Genomic DNA, 19,588 nt, shown 5'->3' on the forward strand with positions numbered 1-19,588 from the left:
AACGTCCTGAAAAGGGCGTAGCTCGTAGGGCTACGCCTGATACATTAATTGATATGTTCAGAAAAGAATGACCAGGCAACTTTATAGTCGTCTTCACGGTCAGGTTTGATAAAAGGTGCCAGCCAGGTGACGGTTCGGCGCTCACCTTCATCGCTGCGGGTATAGTCATCAAAAGTGACGCTGACGGTACCGGTTTGCAGATGCTTGACATCATCCCAGCCGATGGCTTGATCGGTGCAATCGCCGCCGGTCCAGTCTGGGCTGTCGACGTTAAAGACAAAACCGTTTTTCAGGTCCGCTTTACGCGCGGTACGCGGCAGGCCGACGCCCACCAGCCCTTTGCTTGGGGTAAAAATAATGCGGCCGTTTTGATCGTACCAGGTGTCCGCTTCGTACTGGCGCATCACCGGGAACTGAACGCGATATATAGTCAGCAGTTCTTTGAGGGTTAAACCTAGTGCCTGTGCCACAAGCACGTCGATTTCCACCAGCGCTTGACGACGGCTGTAGTCAGAGCGTAAAGCGCAGTCACGCTGCCACTCTGAGGTCAGATTGGCGAAGAAATCCTGGGGGAGCTGCGGGAGATCGCGGCTCCAACGCTGGTGCATTGCCAGTTTTAAATCAGCACTATCCCACAACTGCTTGTAATTATTAGTGAGTGAAACCAAACAGAGTGCTCGTATTTGAATTTTGGTTTTATATTTTTCAACAATAGGTAAATATCTTGCCAAATTTTCCCTGAACCGAGGGTTTCCTGTGCTTTTTATCAAAAAGTCGTGGCAAATCGACATTGATTGACCAGTAAAAGATAATAAAGTTTCTACTTCATTAAATGTGATGCTGAAACATGGATCGATATGGGCAACACCGGCCGGGAATATAGCAGGAATCAAGGTTCGTTCACCCGCTTGACTGAGCATTGAGCGAGCAACAAAACGATAATAATCTGTCACCTTTCTCGGTTCATCTTCACCCGGTTCAGTCCACGAAACCCGTGGGGTGCGCTTTGCATACTCCTGTGCATCACAAGCCGGAATGTAGTTAGTGCGCGGCAGATAGTCATCAGGCAGAGTTAGCAGATCGAGGCAGTCATAATGTCCTTTCTCGGTGCAAATCTCTCGCGGTGTTTTATAAAGCGGCGTTCCGACATAGAAATGTGGCCCAGATAGAATCCATTGTGCAGCATCCTCCGGGAATTGGGTACGCCGCTCAATGGTGCCATCACTTTGTTGATTTGTTTCATGCCACATTTCAAGAGACAGATATTGTCCCTGCAAATCCCCTAACCGTTTGGGCTGCACTGCAAATTTATCAAGTACAGAAACAAGCGGTTCAGCATGAAGCGCAGGAAGTCGGGCCTCAAGAGCTGGCGTCCCCTCTTCATCATAAAGACTGGCAAATAGAGCGAGCCGTTCCATCCCGACAGTTAAAATACGGCTTTGATGCCCCGATTCATTCCATGAACCTGTTTCATCATCCTTAATGCCACCAACTTCACCGGAACCATCATGAGCAAAGCAAAGCTCGATCGTTTTGGCTGAGAAAAGGTTAGCAATATTGATAAAACCGACAGATTGATTCGATGAAGCCGTATAAATATTAATGCTGAATTTAACCCTGTGACCAATTGGGAAAAGCATATGCTGATTCTGAAACTGAAAGTGCGCCCTCAGCCTCAGATATACCGACGCACGCAGCTGCCCACCTTTCGGGTCATCATAAATCCCTTCCGGGTGCAGGAATCCAGCCACACCTTTCTGCGCCCCTAAGCGCCATGCCTGCGGCAGGAAGCATTTATACAGATTAGTCTGCACACCGCGCAGTACAGGGTAGTTCTGCTGCGCATTCAGGAAGTTCTGCATCCCTTCGCAGCCCTCATACTCACTGCGCCATGCATCTTCCAGTGCCGGAATCTGGTTAAAGGTATCCATACGCAACGTCGCCAGCTTCGAGGCGCTCAGCTTACGCAGCACAAACTCCGGCTCGTAGTCGCCCAGCACACCCGCTTCCTGCCATTCTACTTTCAACCACGGCGGGTTTCCGAGCATCAGGTCAAAGCCGCCGCGCTCGGCGAACAGATCGCAGAATTCCAGATCCCAATGGAAAAAACGGTGCTGCTTCTTCAGCACATCAACAATCGCCAGACGCGGCAAATGGCGGAACAGCACATCAGTTTTCAGGCGACCGACGCCAGAAAACAGCGAAGACTCTTCACGCACAACGCCCTCGTCGGCAAACAGATCGCCGGTAGCCTGTTCTGTACTTTCTATCACTCTTTCCGTGACGACAATACCGTCGAGCAGAGTCTCCATCTCCATCAGCCACATACCGCGGTCCGGCAGTTCGTCCGCTTTGTCGATCGGCCAGAACCACAGCGCGCACCAGTAGTCCATCACCCAGCGCAGTTTCTGATAAGTACTGTTATCTTCGAGGCGACCGCTGAAGGTTTCATCTTTGCTGCTTAAAGAAGAGCGAACTTGAGCCGTATTTTCCGCAGGCCATACCGGGTAATTGTCGGCGGTTTTCTGACGCTCGGCTTTCAGCTGCTGACGGAACGTGTTCCAGAGCGCTTCCACTTTGCCGCTGATGCGCTGCACATCAACAATCTCATGTGGAGCAAAGCTTTTAGTAAACTCTTTGCGCCAGCTGTCCAGCGCTTTGAAATCATCCGGATAGCGCTGCTTAACGGTTTTGTCGCTGTAGTTGGCCATGCCGCTGTCCGGTAGCAGGAAGTGGAAAATCTGCTTCTCTTCGCGTGGAATATTCATCGCCAGCTCGGCTGGCTCGCTGTTAAGCCAGCTCGGATCTTTCGCTTTTTTGTAGGTCAGCTCGCTCTTGTTGAAGACCTGACGGCGTGCGCCAACCAGCGAGTTGCCGCAGTGCAGCTGGTAGCCAAACCACGGTACAAATGCATCGCCGCTGATGGCGTTCAGCCACAGCGACACTTCCGCCAGCTCCACCGCCACCGGGTTTAAGTCCACGCCGAATACGTTGTTGTCGGCAATGTACATTTTCACCCGTTGCAGCTCCTGGGTGTAGCGATCCTGAGGAATGCGGCGACCTTCCGCCTGCTGTTTGTGGAACAGGTAAGCTTCCGCCAGCTGGTTGATGGCTTCGTTAAGGAACGCTGCGCTGCCCATCGCCGGTTCGCACACGGTGAGGTTTAATATTGCGTCGGCTTTGGCGTGCAGATCGGTAATCGGATCAATCTGCTCTTTAAACAGCTCTTTCAGGGCATATTTGACTAATGAGCGAGTCAACACTTCCGGGGTGTAGTAAGAGGCGGATTTTTCGCGGTCGCGCCCGGCCATGCGATAGATAAAACTGCCTTTACGGTGAATACGCAGGCTGCCGTCTTTTTCGTATACCTTCTCATCGTCGTGGTATTTGCCGATCTCGTCTTTGCTGACGAAATAACCCGTCTCAAGCTCATTAAACTCTTCTCCGGCTTTCTTCACCTCGTAGAGATCGTCGCTGGCAAAGAATCCGCGGTAGGAGAGCAGCGCTTCATACACTGCACCTAACTGGTTAATACCCAGCTGGCGATAGGATATACGCCCCCGACGGTTAAAACGTCCTTTACCCGGGCGGCTTAACGACATCGCCTGAATAATTTGTTGCAGGGTTTCGTTGCGAAACACCACGCGGTTAAGAATGCGGGTGTTATTCGCGTCAAACAGATGGCTTTCCAGACGCGGCACGCTGAACTGATGGCTGTGAATAGTGATCTGGTCGCCGCTCTCCAGGTCGCTCTGCATTTTCACGCCTCCGCTATAGCCGTCACGCACCAGCTTGAACAGCATATTCAGACTATCGTGGAAGTAACGCCCATTGCGATCTTCTTCGCTAGCCAGCGGGATCATCTCCAGATCGCGCAGCGTTTCCAGGCTGTAGCCCTGCAGATAGGTTTTGGCGGTCATCGGCGCATAGCCCAGTTCCGGGCGCGCTTCGATATAGAACAGGAACAACAGACGATACATATACCGCAGGCATTCGCGGCTCAACTCATCCGGGTTAATAGCTCGTTTCCCGGTATAATAAGCCAGCTCGTTGTCGATGAGATAACGCATCGCTTCATTGCCCAACAGCTCAATGCTCTCACGCAGGGCATATTTCAGATCTTCCGACACGCCAAACGCATGTTTGTGCGAATTGTCATCCAGCGAATCGAGGTACGGTGCACCGCTGCCTGGCAACAGCGAATCTTTGTGTAGCAACACTGACGTCGCTTTCAACGTATCCGTTTCACGACGGCTTAAAATTTCTTCAAAGTCAAAGCGCAGCAGGCGGTTTTGCGCCCACTTAGTACGATCCAGCAATAACAGCTGGCGGTTACCGAGCAGCAGCACAAAACGCGGCGGTTCATTTTGTGTGAAGACAACCGTGGAGAGCAGATCCAGCCAGCTGCGATATTCACCGTTGGCTTTTTTACGCAGGCTGTCGCGCTTATGTTTATCGGTATCTGCCGGGAACTGCGCAGTCAGCAGCGAAAGCGCCAGCGGATCCAGCGTTCCTTCTTCCTGGTCATGTGCTTCAACAATCCACAGCCACGGACTACCATCGGTGCTGTTGTAACGAGCCAGTACCGGCAAAGGCGTACCGTCATCCAGCATCTGAATGTGCGGATTGAGTTCATAACCCAATGCCTTTAACAGCGGCTGCCAGCGACTGCGCTGATCGGCCAGACGCTGCGGGATCTGGCGCTGTTTTTCATGTTCAGTGAGTTTACGGAAAAACTCTGTCGCCAGGCTGTTAAGCTGGTTCCACGGCGCGCGGTAGCCCGCCTTAACCTCTTTGCCCTGTTCACGGGCAGCGCGTTCAGCTTCGCGAGCGGCATTTTCCTGATCAATCCAGGGTTCCAGTACATCGCGAATATCGCTGGTAAAGACTTCGCCCAGATAATGGTTGGAGTAAAATTCATTTTCGTTATTAATACCGACCAGCGCCATAATTAGCCCTCCGCTCCGGTGATTACAGCAATAACCTGGATGTAGGGCTCTTTTTCGGTGGTCATGGTGTCCTCAATCCATTGGATATAGCTGTCAAAATTGTGTTCGATTTCGCGCTGACGTTGTTCTTTGCGGTTCTGTTTCACTGAAAGCTGCTGTTTATTATCGGCAAAATCCAGCTCCAGTTGACTCAGCTGACGCCCTCGCAGAACGTCCAGCTTTTGCAGATATTCATTGAGCTGCTGATTGATATGCTCCTCAAAAGCATTTCGATCGTGAACAAACACATCCCGCGCATGGGCGATTGCCACTTCCAGCAGATCCTGCTGACGCTGGTGGCTACGATCTTTACCGCCACTGTTAGTCAATTTGCTTCTCAGTTGCGGATGTCGTTTCAGGAACTCAGCAAAAGGCAGGCTACCGCTTAAGGTTTCGCGGTTAAAGCTCACCACCAGCCACGGGTTCACCATCGGGTGCGACTTACGGTTCGGGAACAACCCGGAAAGGATGAAATGATCTTCATCAGGCTCAAACAGGTGTGGCAGGCGCATCACCGGAGCCTGGTGGCGACCAAATGCGGACTGAATTTTGTCGTCTAACCACTGCACAACCGGGTTAATTTGCCAGAGATACTGCACATAGGGCCAGGCATGTTGCTCACCTCGCGCACGCGAAATGGCTTCCGTAATAACGGTTTTGTCCTGGCTTAGATAAAGCTGCCAGTTTTCCGGCGCAATTTCCGGCGGTAACTGGTTAAAGCGACGGCGTAACTCCTCAGGTGCGACCAGCGATAAGGTGTTATCAGGCAAGGTCTCGTATTGCACGGTCTGGCCGCTGGCCTTCAGATAGCCCAGCGCTTTTTCGCAGTATGCCTGCTCATTATCAAACAGGCTAATGTCGCTTTCGGTCACGGTTGAGGCATCGCTGGACACTGCGCTGCAGATTTCGCCAAACAGGTCGTGTTCAGAATTTTCAGCGACATTGCTATTCAACAGGTCATCGAACAGGCTGGCGCCATCGTCCTGCATCATGAATTCAGCAACCTGCTCTTCTTCTTCTTCCTGGGTAAATTTGCCGGTAAATTCTGAGCTGTCACCGATATTCTTCTGCGCCTGTTCGTCTTTATTGATCAGCACTTCCAGCACGCGCATATCACCGTTGATCTGCGGTTCGCTGGCTTCAGTCAGCAAGTAGCGGATCTGTGGCTGGTGTTTTTGCCCATAGCGGTCAATACGTCCGTTACGCTGCTGGAATACCATCAGCGACCACGGAATATCGAAGTGAATCATTTTATAGCTGAGGTGGTGCAGGTTGATACCTTCAGACGCGACATCCGAGCAGATGAGCAGGCGCAGCGGAGACTGGGATTTGCCAAACGCTTCGACGGTTTCCATCAGAACTGTATCGCCCTGATCGCCCCGCAACGTGGCAATTTGATCGTCTTTCAGCTTGAGTTCGGAACGCAGTTGCTGCTCAAGGAACTCGAGCGTTTTGATACTCTCGGTAAAGATCACCAAACGATCTTCTGTGTTATTCGCTTTCCAGCGGAGATCGTTACGGATGGTTTCCAGCAATAACTGATACTTGCTGAACTGACTGGCATCAATATTATTTAGCGCCAGCAGCAGTGACTCTAATTCGTTAATCTGGCTCTGACTGTTTATTTCTTTGCGGTTCTCAAGCCGCTTCAGGCGGTTAGCCACCACGCTGGCACATGCCATTGGACTGGAGAACAACGCTTTTTCGAGCGTAATTTTGAACAGGCGGCCTTTATTTGACCGCGAGTCTTCATCATCATCGTCACGGAACTGACTCTCAACCAATCGGCGGTAGGCTTCCTCTTCAGCTCCGGTTGCCGGGCGCATCAATTTGACGATATTACGTTCCGGAAACTCGCCAGCCATCTGATCTTTTACGTCTTTTTTGAAGCGACGCACAACCAGATTTTTATCGGCAAAATCGGCGTATTCATACTCTTTCGGATTGGCAATGGCCGTCGGGTCGAGCATGTTCATCAGGCTGGCAAAACTTTCAGCCTTACCGTCATGCGGCGTAGCTGAAAGCATAATCAGCGTATCGCTGCGCCCGGCGAGCAATTTTGCCAGTTTGCTGCGCAAAGAGCTGGTCCCACGTTCAGCGACATTATGCGCTTCATCGATAACAATAATATCCCACCAGGCGTTTTCCAGGTGATGGCGATACTCGATGTCCTGTTTCAGGGTATCGATGGAGATAATGGTCTTATCGAAATAATGGAACGGATTGTGATTGGTTGGGATGCGGTTACGCACCTTTTGTAGACCAGCGGAGTCAAGCCGCGTCAACGGAATAGCAAAACGGCTCCAGAATTCTTTCTGGAATTGCGTAAGCATGGATTTAACCGCCAGCACCAGAATGCGTTTGCCACGTCCACGGCGAATCAGCTCTGAAACCAGGATACCGGCTTCCAGCGTTTTACCCAGCCCTACCGCATCAGCAATTAATATCCGCTGGCGCGGTTGCGCCAGTGCCATGCGAGTGGGATCGAGCTGAAATGGCATTGAATCCATCGCAGCCTGATGTCCAAAATGGACTTTGCTGTCAGTCGGGACGCGTTGGCGTAGTTGGCTCTCTATGTACAACTGAGACGCCTGGTAATTGGCTGATTCATCTTCAACCAGTTTTGTTTTTGCTGGATCGAGGATCTCGACTTTTTGTTCCAGCTTTGTCAGAAACAGCCCTTCTTTACCGCGTACCAGCTCCGAAATACCATCACAGGTCAGCAGGTAACCACCATCTCCGCTGTCATCCGCCCGGCGAATGCGCCACTCTGCATCACGAATAACCACCCGCATTCCAGGTGCATAATTTTGCTTATTCATCGGTTTTTCTGTCTGTATGAGGCAGTGGTGATAACACTATCCCGAGCGATATGTCGCTGCACACTGCGATAAAAAAGAGGGCTTTAAAGATAACATGAAGGGTGGCGTCAGGGGGATAAAATGGAATGTAATGCGCAGAAATCACGCATAAATTTCAAACAACGATAGTTAAAAAGTGAGCTGGGTCAACTCCCCCACACTGAGTCGGTGGGGAAGTGTCCGTTTAGCCTGCGATGATATAACTCTTCAATCCATTATCCGGGGCTATAACCAATGCCCGGCATGTTGCCAGGCGCTCGACCTGATTCGGTATTCGTCCTGAAAAATCGAAGAATGTGTCACCCGTACAACGCCAGTAACTCAGTCCCATATCGAGCAACACATAATGTTCACTGCCATCGCTGAAGGTCACGGTCAGTTCACGTCCATGATCGGTGTTCTGATTATCTCCTGCTAACCATGAGATTTTCCCTGACCAGGCAGGCCCAAGGTACCCCTCTTCCAGCAACGCGGTCAGAACTTGCTGGCGATCCTGCTCTTCAAGCCATGCGTTATAGAGTGAATCGTGTTGGCGAGAACTATACTTTAACTTTTTAACTGAAACAGTGAGTTCGGAGCGTTCTGCCAGCCCCTGTTCAACCAGTTCCGTCAAAATTTCACCTAACAAACGTACAGTGAACGGGCTATTGAGATAACGATCACTATAATGGACGTGAGTAATTTCGCATCGATTAGTAAAAGCCTTCTTCCAGCCAGCATGCTGCTGAGCTATCAGTGCCCAGAAACGCGAACCAAAACCTCCCACCAGACCGTCAAGTTGTTGGCTGAGATTGATGCGTACCGCCCCTGAGGGCAATGCTGGCAGTAAGTCTTCTGCACTCAAGGTCTGACCCGAGAATGTTTTTCTGGACGCTCCTTTAATCGTCACTACCGGCGATGCCGAACTTTGTCCCCATAATTCACCGGGCGAAACGGTGGCACTGTCGGCAGCGGCCCACTGTTGGGTTTGCCCCTCACGAGTGACCTGTGCCAACAAGATCCCTTCCCCTTGCACAAGTTGCGCAGTGGCTATAGATTTCACTTGCAAGCGTTCACCCGGTATCGCCGCTAGCGCGGAAAGCTGATGTTTGATGCTATCAGCCATGTTTTCCAGCTGCGTGGCAATCAGCAACTCAACATTGCCCCCAGAGGAAGCAAACTGGAGTAACTCTTTAAATAATGGCCATTGCGCAAAACTCCACTGTTCCTGCGACCCAGCAAGAACCAACGAGCAAGAATCATAAATCTCGCTGTTCAGGCATTGCGCAATACGCAAACTGAGTGGGTTGGTTTCAACCCGGCTACTTTCTCCGAAGTACTGATATTCTGGCGCGAGATTAAGCCGCTGTAGACGAAGATTAGTGAGCAGGGTTAATGCCTGGTGACGATCTAATTTACCGACATAATGCTGACTGTCGTAGCTGAGCAAGCAGTGGTGACAGAATTTATCACAGCTGCAATCGAGCAATTTTCTGGCGTAATTAAAGACATCCGACCAATTATCGATCAATTGCACTGCATAACCCGCACCACCAGCATTATTATCGTAAATAAAGATAGAATATCCAGTGAAGCCATCGATATCGCGCGCTTGCTGCGTCGTCACGCCCAGCTCAGTATTTTCGATACCCAATTTATGCGCTAATCCTTCACGCAAAGCAACCGCAAGGGAACGCGCGGCAACATCATCCCTGATCAATAAGCCATTATCATCACTGAGTTGCAGCTCAACCATATCTGTACGGCTGCTATATCCCAGCCACAGATCTTTATGAACATGACCGTGGCACAATTTATTGTTCCCCTGCCGATCATTACTACCGCCTCTCAACAGGTAGTGCGTATTTTCCTTCTCCGGGTTCTTTAGATTCTCCGGAGTACGCTGGGGCTGGGTTTGAGATTCTGCCCGGCCACAGGAAAGACAAATTGCGTAGCCATGACCAAATTCACCCTCACTGAAGTGGAACAATTCCCCGCTATGACTAAAACGGTAACGCCCGAGTCCAGCATCGGGTAAGGAGACCCACACCGAAGAAGGTACAAGAACACGAGGATCTTTCCAGGGAAGTTGCGCAGGCATGGATACATCATTATGTGCCTGATAACGAATGTCTGTCGCAAAACCGACAGGCTGTAAATACCGTTTCACATCAAGCTGCTGTAACTCTGCCTTGCAGTGGCTACATTCGACAGGGCGGGTGGCGCTGGTCGCTCCCGCGCCGCATTTACGGCAATGCCAAAACCACGGAATATGATGATCGCCAGACAGCTCCTGCCCGCTGGCAAGTACTTTACCAAGCATAATACCCGAGGAACGATACACTTTTCCGCCCAATACCACATCAGCACCAGGAGCATATTCACGTAATGCTGTGGGCAGGTCACGGCTGGGCAGTTTTTCAATGCGGCGAGAAAAGTTTTCTCCCCCTTCATTAGGGTCAGCCTGAGTGGCTTTTATTGCGCGACGTTTTTCCAGTTCATCCGCGGTCAGATAATTGAAATTGACCACGCCAACCGGGAAACCATGACCCGGCAGGAACGCTTCACTGATGAGTTTAGAAAACAGATAAGCCCCGCGATAATCACGAAGCTGATAAGTGATGGCTTTACCTGCTGGCGTTTCTTCCCACGCGCTGTTATCTGCTTTCAACGCTTCGACGTTTTCCAACAGTATGGCAAGTTGGCTTCTCCAACGAGTATCAACCAGCTGCATCATCGTATGCGTACGAGTCAAGAGCTGTGTCGGCGTCAATGACATCAGAACAGTTCCCTGGGTAAGGCGTTTAAGTTTATCCGCCAGTTGATCGGCCTGATGATTTAACCAATGGAGAAAACGAAGACACTGGCTATCATCACCTTCAAAGAACCATTTACAACTCAGTTTTGTCGCATCAGGAACTTCAGCTCGTAAAAAGGCACCTAAAACCAATGCGTTAACATGCCGCTGAACAATACTACTGCTACCAAAACGAACCCGTGGGGCACTCGCAACGGTGTTGAACGCCCAGAGAGGGTCTTTGAATACCTCCATTCCATGCGCGGTGTTTTTACATAACGTAATGGCCGCAGATGCGCTTTCACCGCGACGGCCAGCACGGCCAGCACGCTGCAAATAATTCGCCGGAGCTGGAGGAACATTATTCATCGCGACCAAACTCATACCACCAATATCCACGCCCATTTCCATGGTCGTGGAACAGTTCAGCACATTAACTTTCCCTGCCTTAAATTGCTTTTCATTGAACTGGTTCTTCTCTGGCGTTCGCTGCGCTGAGTGTTCCTCCAGACGATACCAGCTATCTTTCAGGGCCAATCTATCGCTGCGAGTTGACCATACCCCCTCCTCCCGAGCATGTTGAATTAGCTCATTACTTTCCAACCAGTGCAGGCGCTCTTCTCGCGCCATTTCTCCACCACCGGATAAACGCCAGTGACGCACAGGAAGCTCGGGCATTTCAATCAATACAGCTTTTTCAGGTGCTATCTCTTTGCTACCTGGTAAATACGGAGAATAACTCAATAAAGTGACATCTAACGCACGGCGAGTATAGGGGCAACGCCAGACTTGCTTTGGACTGTAAAATTCAGCTTGTTGTTTAATGTCCAGTTGATAACCAGATTCAAACTGACGCAGACATGGTCGAATAGCTTCCCAGACTTCAATCATTAAGTGATTAACCAACGCTTTCCAGTGAGCCTGCTCAGGCTGTATTGCCGGAAAGACGGCAATTAAAAGCTTAATTACCCGGTTATAATGGCGATCGCGTATTTGTGGCCAAAGTTGATCACGTTTCTGCCCTTTATATTTTTTATCTGGTCCCTGCAGCATTTTTACCGGAAAACGTGCCCCCATCCAGCGAGGGTACTCCTCGTTTTCGTAAAAAACGGCACTGTTTTCACGTATAAAGAAATCAAGGGTAATCTTCAATAAATTACGCCATTCCGGTAATTGCTTATCGGGGTCGGGTAATAATGTTTTCCAGTCCTGCGGGCAGGTTGTGACTTTATCAATAAATGGATAGTAAATGGCCACCAGCCCCAGACTTTCGAGGGTCCAGGCATTTTTAGGGCGGCGACCAAACTCACTGTATAAACAAAAATCAGCAAACTGTTGTTTAGTAAGCTCAAGTCCAGACAAGTCTTTAAAACTGCCTCTCATTCTGTCCGCAAGGTCCACACTGCCAACAAGTTGTTCAGACAGAGTTAGCCACGACATGGTTTTCTTCTGCTGATTGCCTGAATTGACGAGGAGTATTTGCATCGCTTCAGCATGTTCCTGACTTAAGGAACTAACCATCGGCTCGATAATTCTAAGCGCCTGAACGTCTGCTGGGCTAAGCTTCTCATTCGAAACCATCGCTTTTCTCAGTGCGTCGATGGAATTTTTTAAAGGAGGGATAGAAAACTGGGTAATAAAACTCTCTAACAATGCACAATGTGACGGACTGAGCTTTACTGATGGCTCATTAATATTTGCCAGTTCCTGATAACAAAGGGTTCGTAACGTAGCTTTATCTGCGTCCTGCTGTAATCGGGCAGAGATACGGGCGGTTCCCTGACGTGAATCCGTAAAGGTGAGCAAGCGTCGACCATTAAACGGTCCTAACTGCTCTTCTCTTGTTTGCGGTAAAGGCGAAAATTCAAGCAGAGTCGGAATAATTTCATTTAAAAAAAAGGGCGCACCGAGTCTAAGCGGACGGAACAAAGGATTATTTTTCCGTTGGGTGTCACCACAACAAACACAAGCAAAGGAATTATTGCGTCCCTCACCTCGAGATTCAGGTCTTATCAGATTTAACTCATAGTGCTTTTGCGCCTCGCGGTCGATTTTACCCGCCGTCGCCTCCTCTAGTGAAATGATATATTTTTCACCATCGCTCGCTATAAGACGATCAAATTGGGAGTTATTTTCTAATTCGTTGTTATCTTCATCTTCAGAATAAACATCGAGATCAAGCGCAAATTCATCCTCTTCGGCAGCAGCAGGTTGCGCTACCAACCAGTTCGTTCCATCACCGCGCACTTCCTCTTTGGCAGACAAATAAGCTGAACCGCACCCTGAGCAACGTAAAACTTCAAACACCGGCGCACCGCAGTCGCAATATTGGCGTTGTTCAAACCATACCTGACCAAATGGCCAGTCACCCCCACCTAATTCACTCGCTTTATGTGCGCATTGTTTATTTGAACATGCCCATAGGCCCGCGAGTGTTCGGATAAACCCATGCATACGTAATGGTATAAAAGCTAGTGAAAATTTAGATTCACCCTCTCGCGATTTCGCCATCAGATCGAGAAGCTGCAACAGCTCACGATGATTAATGTCTGGCCAGGTTCTTCTGGCAACATTGAGCAGTTCACTCAAACGTATCGCCTGGCATCCGGGGCGAGTTAACGCCTGACGCAATTGCTGGGCCACCCGATAATGACAAAGCTGTTGGTAAAGTTCCTGAGAACTCAGTGAGTTAAGCGATGCTAAAGAAGTGGGATATTCATGACCAATAAGCGATTCCGATATCGACGGTATTTGTCGATAGCCGCGAACTACTTTTACATCACGTTCTGTGACGCCCGCGAGATCGGCAACAAATTTAGCAAGTTCTTTATTACCTTCAGGAGAATCTTCACCAATGGTGGCCGAAGTTGCAATGATTTGCACAGGTTTATCTGTACCAGGTCCAACATTGAAGGCCTGCATGACGCGACGTAAAAGCAGCGCCAACTCAGCTGCCTGAGAGCCAATATAACTGTGAGCCTCATCAAGGACGATATACTTCAGCATTCCCTGGGACTTTTCAATGATAGGGGCATCTTTGCGACGAATCAGCATATATTCTAGCATCGTGGTATTCGTCACCATGATGGATGGTGGGGCTTCATAAATGGCTTCCCGACTCAATGCCTGTTCAGGTGCTTTAAGCTGGTCTTCCTGAACTTCAAATTTGGTATGCCGGGTTTCGCCATTATATAGTGCGAAACGTATTTTTCCTTTAAACCCGCGAGTCCACTCGCGAAGCCGCTCCTGCTGGCTATTTATTAACGCATTCAACGGATACAAGAAAATAGCCTGCGTCCCTGTTAGTGACTGTCGGGTCAAATTTTGCTGACGAATAAGATCTTCCAGCACTGGCACCATAAAACATTCTGTTTTTCCTGACCCTGTACCACTGCTCACTAATAGGGACTTCTTGTCTTCAAGAATCGTTCGCCACGCAGTTAGCTGATGACGAAACGGCACTGGCGCATTGCTCAATGCATCAACCAGCGGGCTGGATATCAGTTTGTCACGCAAATCCTCCATTTTTTCATCCGCAGGCATCCAGCCAAACGTGCTTTCAAATACCGGATCTGCAAGCAGTGATCCCCCCTGACCTGGGGGCTGGAAATATTGAGATTCCAGATATTGACTCAACGACTTGCTCCGCAATGCCAGCTGACTTACCACCGACCTCACCGCTCGCTGATGAAGCTGATTTAGAAGTGGCGCATAATGCAGTTGCTGAACGTTCATCAATGATATACTCCTGCTTGCTCAAAATAATACTGATAGATAACCCCCAATTGCTGCGGGGCTTGCTGATAGTGAAATTCAAAAAGCGCAGTTAGCTGATGCATAAGTTTATTGTTTCTTTGGGAGAGCAGCGCCGCGACTAACATCAAATTAAACCGTTTTTCAAAACGAGTGTGATAAGTGTTTTCGATCCAAAATTTATTAAAAAAAGATTTAAGATCTGGAGCAATAGCACTATCCCAAAGCTCTTTAGAAAAAATACTGACACGTCCAAAACTATCTGGGTTTCTTAATAGCATCTGTTTGGCATCATTAAACTGCTCACGGCTTACCGATGGCAATACAGTGCAACCTACAGGTAATATTTCACTATGTGTAAGCAACATATTAGCGATGGGAACTAATCGGCGATCTATATGCGCTCGATGATTTATAAATGCAATAAATGGTTGTAGTATATTTAATGCAAACGCTTTATCATTAATCTGATTTCCCAGAGAATACCAACACTGTTCAAAGACGTCTTTCCATATTGAAACAGGAATCCACCCCCATGAGAAGGGCAATTCCTCCTGTATATCATAAATAGTATCACTATCCCCAGAAAGACATGAAGATATTAGCAACTGAACAACCACGCAATAATTACTCGGAATCTCTCTAAATAAATCCAGTTCAAGTAAAGGCAAGTTATTATTCAACTTGTATTTTTTAATGTATTCAACCAACAAAGAACAAGAGTTTTGCAAAGGATTATTCTTCACTTCCAAAAACAGAGCATTATAATATTCCTTACGTTGTTCTGGCTCTGCGTTGCATATAGCATTTAGAAATAAATCATCTGTCTGTAATGTAGGTAACATCCATTTAATCACTGGTGCAATACGAATTGCATCATCAATTTTACCCACAATTAGCCATGGGCCACCTTGAATATTCAACGTCGAGAAGTCATAACCAGACTCATCTTTGTTCAGCAGGACTGTGCATAAGTCAGGAGCATTAAGAGAAATGGCTTCAACAACCATGTCGTCTATTTTATGGTAAGGAAAAACAATAGAATCTTTTATGTCAACCAGTAATCTTTCATCACTCTCAATAAAACGGCCATCGTAGCGTTTAATATTGAGTGTTGTTTTGTCCTTACCAAATCTGTCAGAGTAAAAATCAATACGTAATGTACTATCATTTTTCCATGCACATGCAAGCATGGCGCTCAGCAGATTATAATTCTCATAAAGTGAAATTTGTTGCAACTTTTCATTACGGCCAGATAACAATGGAATATCCGCATGTAAATAATGAAATTTTTCAGACATCGGGTTTTCATCCAACAACTCGATATTAAGATATCCTTTCCCGGCACAAGATATTGTTAACAACTCAGCGTCCACGCCATGCAAATGTGCTATAGATGCAACACCGCCAAAATGAACAGAACCATCATTACTTACAAACCGTCCACCGCTAACGGGCTTAGGTAATAATAATTTAAGATTAGAACCATCTTTCCAGGATACTCGTAAATTGATGGTGCTCTCTAGCATCGGTGATGAATTACAATCAATAACACACTCGTTTTGCAAACAATCTGATTTAAGTGTTACCTTTTCATTGTTTGAATATTTATCAACTCTTGCATCCGTTATACCAGAGAGTACAATAACGCCTCGCTGAGCAGTCTCGGGAATAATTTGAATATCGAAATCTGCTGGCAAAATCACAACTTTACCGCTAAATAAAACTTCACCATTGACTATTCGCCTGACTTCTATCTGCCCTTTCGGCATTACTGATGCGACAGAAAACCAGGAGTTGTTACCGGAACGAATGGATCGCCAAAAAAGTTCGTTCTCTGGGACAATGCCATGCTGCATATCCTTTTTCCAGCCGAACTTTGGCCAGGCACGATGGACAGGATAATCAGATTTTACCAGATCGATCTCTGTCGGTTTTATATAATACTCAATCGCAGAATCATAAAGCTGCTGCGTGCGAATCGTACAAACTGCGCCATCATGTAAAACAACGCTGAATACTCCGCTTATTTTAGTTAAGCTGCGCTCACTATTTTTCAGCAACCTCGGGATATCAAACTCACCTTCTCCACTAATATCCAAATGACTATTTGTCGGTAGCGAAATAAAAAGAGAGTTTTGCCTGGAACTAACAGAGCCCATGCCGACAAGTTTTAACTGTGACTCGCTCTCATTCATCGCTTCAAAAACCCATGGTAAATCTTCAGTAAGCTCATACCCCCCTTTGGGAATTACGTGACCTAGCAGAATCGGTCCTTCATGGAGCGACAACGAGATTTCGGTCATCGCATCTGCCCCAGAGAGTTTTTGCATAGCGAAGGGTAATAACTCTACTCGCCAATCTTGCTGTTCATAACGGCTTAGCATTGCTAACCGGGCACCACCATTTCTCCATTTTGCAGAAATGATGAGTCGTGTCTGTTCCGGCTGAATATTGCATTCAAACAGGGATATTAACTGTTCAGTACGCATTGTGGCCGGAAATCGAAACCGAGCATCGCAATACCAACTGTCATCAACATCAATCCATATCCTTTCAACTAACACATTGCTTGATATACGGGGCTCTGAAGATTGAGAAAGTAGTCGTCTTACAATCTCTGAGGCATTCTCTTCCGGGAGAACCAACGGAAGTTGAAGATGCCAGTCAGGATATTGTTTGCGTAGTGAGGATACGGGGTCCTGACCATGAGTGGTATGCTCATTGAGTAACGTATGAAGTGTCTCGCAAAATTCACCAGCTATTTCGTAGACGAGTTCATTTTGCATTGTCACAGGAATAGTGTCGCCCAGTTCTTGTGCGATTATCTCCGCAGGACGCCTTGACGATTGCCCGCGTAGTGCCTGATAAATTCGTCTGAAATAGGTTATTAAATAGCCACTTTCATTTTCAATCATCCGGATGGGCAAACCGCCTTCGCAAGCCAGAGTATGCAGATAACCCGATGCTTGACCCAGACTTCTCACCTTTCTTTTCCAGTAACGAATCCCATCATTTACCAGCTTTTGCCGATGTGCGTAAGGTACCTTCCAGCCAATCGATTCTAAAATAACGTCCCATCTTGGATGTCCTGCAGTATGGTTACGGCGGATAAACTCAGCGGCGTATATGCTGAACAAAACATCACTGTAAGAAATGAATATGGTTTTAGGGTAGTTACGTGGAACATGGGCACGAAGAAGAGCAGTCAAACTTTCATACTCTGCATCATGACAACGGTAAGCATACAGCGCCCTACCATCAGCTCCGGGTAATGAGCGACTGCTAAAAAATGCATTGAGCCATCGCAAAAGTGGGTTAACTGGAGTTTTCACAAGCAACCAGCCTTCGATTGATACAATTCGTAACAGATTACTATGATTTTATGAAAGCTCAACGCCTCAGACCCACCAAATATGACAGAAATCATGTATATCTTGGCGAAAGTTGATAGAATCAACGAAGTTTCACTAGCATAAAGACCTTATACTTTACAAGGTGTACATACAATTTTTACACCAGCATTACTAATTGTGATTATTACAGGAATAACAATGTTAGCTCAGCTTTTTGAACATTTGTTTCAATCAATTGATTCCACACTCGTCACAAACATTTTTATTTGGGCTGTTATCTTTGTATTTTGTGCTGCATGGTGGTGTGATCATAAAAACATTCATAACAAATTCCGAGAGTATGCTCCAACATTAATGGGAGCATTAGGCATACTGGGTACTTTTATCGGTATCATTATTGGATTGCTTAATTTTAATACTGAAAGCATTGATACCAGCATCCCGGTATTATTAGGAGGTCTTAAAACAGCATTCATTACCAGTATTGTTGGAATGTTTTTCGCAATTTTGTTTAATGGATTAGATGCTTTCTTTTTTGCCAATAAACGTCGTCAATTGGAGGCGGATATTCCAGCGTCAGTTACTCCTGAGCATATCCATCATGAATTAAAAGAACAAAATAAGCATTTAGTGAAATTAATCGCTGGCATGAGTGGTAGCGAAGAGGGTTCCATAGTTGCCCAAATAAAACTACTGCGTAATGAAATCAGTGATACCTCCCGGGCACAAATATCTAACCATTCTAATTTCAGTAATAAGCTCTGGGAACAATTACAGCAATTTGCAGACCTGATGGCAAAAGGAGCAACCGAACAAATTATCGATGCCCTTAGGCAAGTTATTATTGATTTCAACAATAATTTAACTGAACAATTCGGTGAGAATTTCAAAGCGCTTGATACTTCTGTAAAAAAACTTGTCGACTGGCAGGAAAACTATAAAAACCAAGTTGAGCAGATGGGTGAGCAATACCAACAAAGTGTTGAATCTTTAGTCGAAACCAGAAAAGCTGTCGCAGGGATCTGGGAAGAATGCAAAGAGATTCCTCTTGCAATGGCTGAGCTTCGTGACGTGCTGCAAGTGAATCAGCACCAAATTGGTGAACTCTCCCGTCATCTGGAAATCTTTGTCGCCATACGCGATAAGGCAACTGATGTTTTACCTGAAATTCAAACAAAAATGTCTGAAGTAGGCGAACTCTTAAAGTTAGGTGCCGCGAATGTCAGCGCGTCTCTTGAACAAACCAGTCAGCAGATACTTATCAATGCTGATTCGATGCGAGTTGCCCTTGATGAAGGTACCGAAGGTTTCAGACAATCAGTGACTCAGACACAGCAAGCTTTTGCATCAATGGCGCATGATGTAAGCAATTCCTCTGAAACTCTTACAAGCGCGCTAGGAGACACTATTACGGAGATGAAACAAAGTGGTGATGAGTTCCTGAAATCTCTGGAAACACACTCAAGAGAATTGCATCGAAATATGGAACAAAACACGACTAATGTTATTGATATGTTCAATAAAACAGGCGAGAAATTTAATCAACAATTATCCAGTAATGCCGATAACATGTTTGGTTCAATGCAATCTTCGTTTGATAAAGCAAGCGCGGGACTGACATCTCAGGTGAAAGAGTCAATTGAGAAATTTGGTAGTTCAATTAACGAACAGTTACATGCCTTTGAGCAAGCAACAGAGCGCGAAATGAATCGTGAGATGCAATCACTAGGGAATGCTCTGCTCTCAATAAGCAAAGGTTTTGTCGGTAACTACGAGCGGCTACTCAAAGAATATCAAGCTGTCATGGGACAACTGCAAACATTAATTTCTGCTAATCAAAAACGAGGATAATTG

The 19,588-nt window shown here is 47.2% G+C and carries 5 protein-coding genes; 1 reads left to right on the top strand and 4 read right to left on the bottom strand.

Annotated features, from left to right (window positions below; translation table 11 throughout):
• Positions 1-44 precede the first annotated feature (44 nt).
• The 4 genes from ACWKXT_RS15785 to ACWKXT_RS15800 form a co-directional block, all read right to left on the bottom strand.
• Positions 45-4,949 (bottom strand): hypothetical protein, encoded by a 4,905-nt coding sequence (locus ACWKXT_RS15785; protein WP_454532841.1) that lies wholly within the window; start codon positions 4,947-4,949, stop codon positions 45-47.
• A gap of 2 nt (positions 4,950-4,951) precedes the next feature.
• The gene (locus tag ACWKXT_RS15790) at positions 4,952-7,810 is read right to left on the bottom strand and encodes an SNF2-related protein (protein ID WP_454532842.1); all 2,859 of its coding nucleotides are present in this window, start codon (positions 7,808-7,810) and stop codon (positions 4,952-4,954) included.
• Positions 7,811-8,033: 223 nt separating this feature from the next.
• Entirely contained in the window at positions 8,034-14,360 is a 6,327-nt protein-coding gene (locus ACWKXT_RS15795) for a DEAD/DEAH box helicase (RefSeq protein ID WP_454532843.1), read from the bottom strand.
• Positions 14,360-17,719, bottom strand: coding sequence for an STY4851/ECs_5259 family protein (locus ACWKXT_RS15800; protein WP_454532844.1), 3,360 nt, complete (start codon positions 17,717-17,719; stop codon positions 14,360-14,362). The genes ACWKXT_RS15795 and ACWKXT_RS15800 overlap by 1 nt, the downstream gene beginning before the upstream one ends.
• A 213-nt stretch (positions 17,720-17,932) precedes the next feature.
• Here ACWKXT_RS15800 and zorA2 point away from each other — a divergent pair, with 213 nt between their 5' ends.
• Positions 17,933-19,585 (top strand): type II Zorya anti-phage system protein ZorA2, encoded by a 1,653-nt coding sequence (gene zorA2, locus ACWKXT_RS15805; RefSeq protein WP_454532845.1) that lies wholly within the window; start codon positions 17,933-17,935, stop codon positions 19,583-19,585.
• Positions 19,586-19,588 lie beyond the last annotated feature (3 nt).

This window comes from Enterobacter sp. UPMP701 (assembly GCF_053709515.1).

Coding starts and splice junctions, on each gene's coding strand:
- ACWKXT_RS15785 (WP_454532841.1), bottom strand. CDS start 4,949: ATGGCGCTGGTCGGTATTAATAACGAAAATGAATTTTACTCCAACCAT.
- ACWKXT_RS15795 (WP_454532843.1), bottom strand. CDS start 14,360: ATGAACGTTCAGCAACTGCATTATGCGCCACTTCTAAATCAGCTTCAT.
- zorA2 (WP_454532845.1), top strand. CDS start 17,933: ATGTTAGCTCAGCTTTTTGAACATTTGTTTCAATCAATTGATTCCACA.
- ACWKXT_RS15790 (WP_454532842.1), bottom strand. CDS start 7,810: ATGAATAAGCAAAATTATGCACCTGGAATGCGGGTGGTTATTCGTGAT.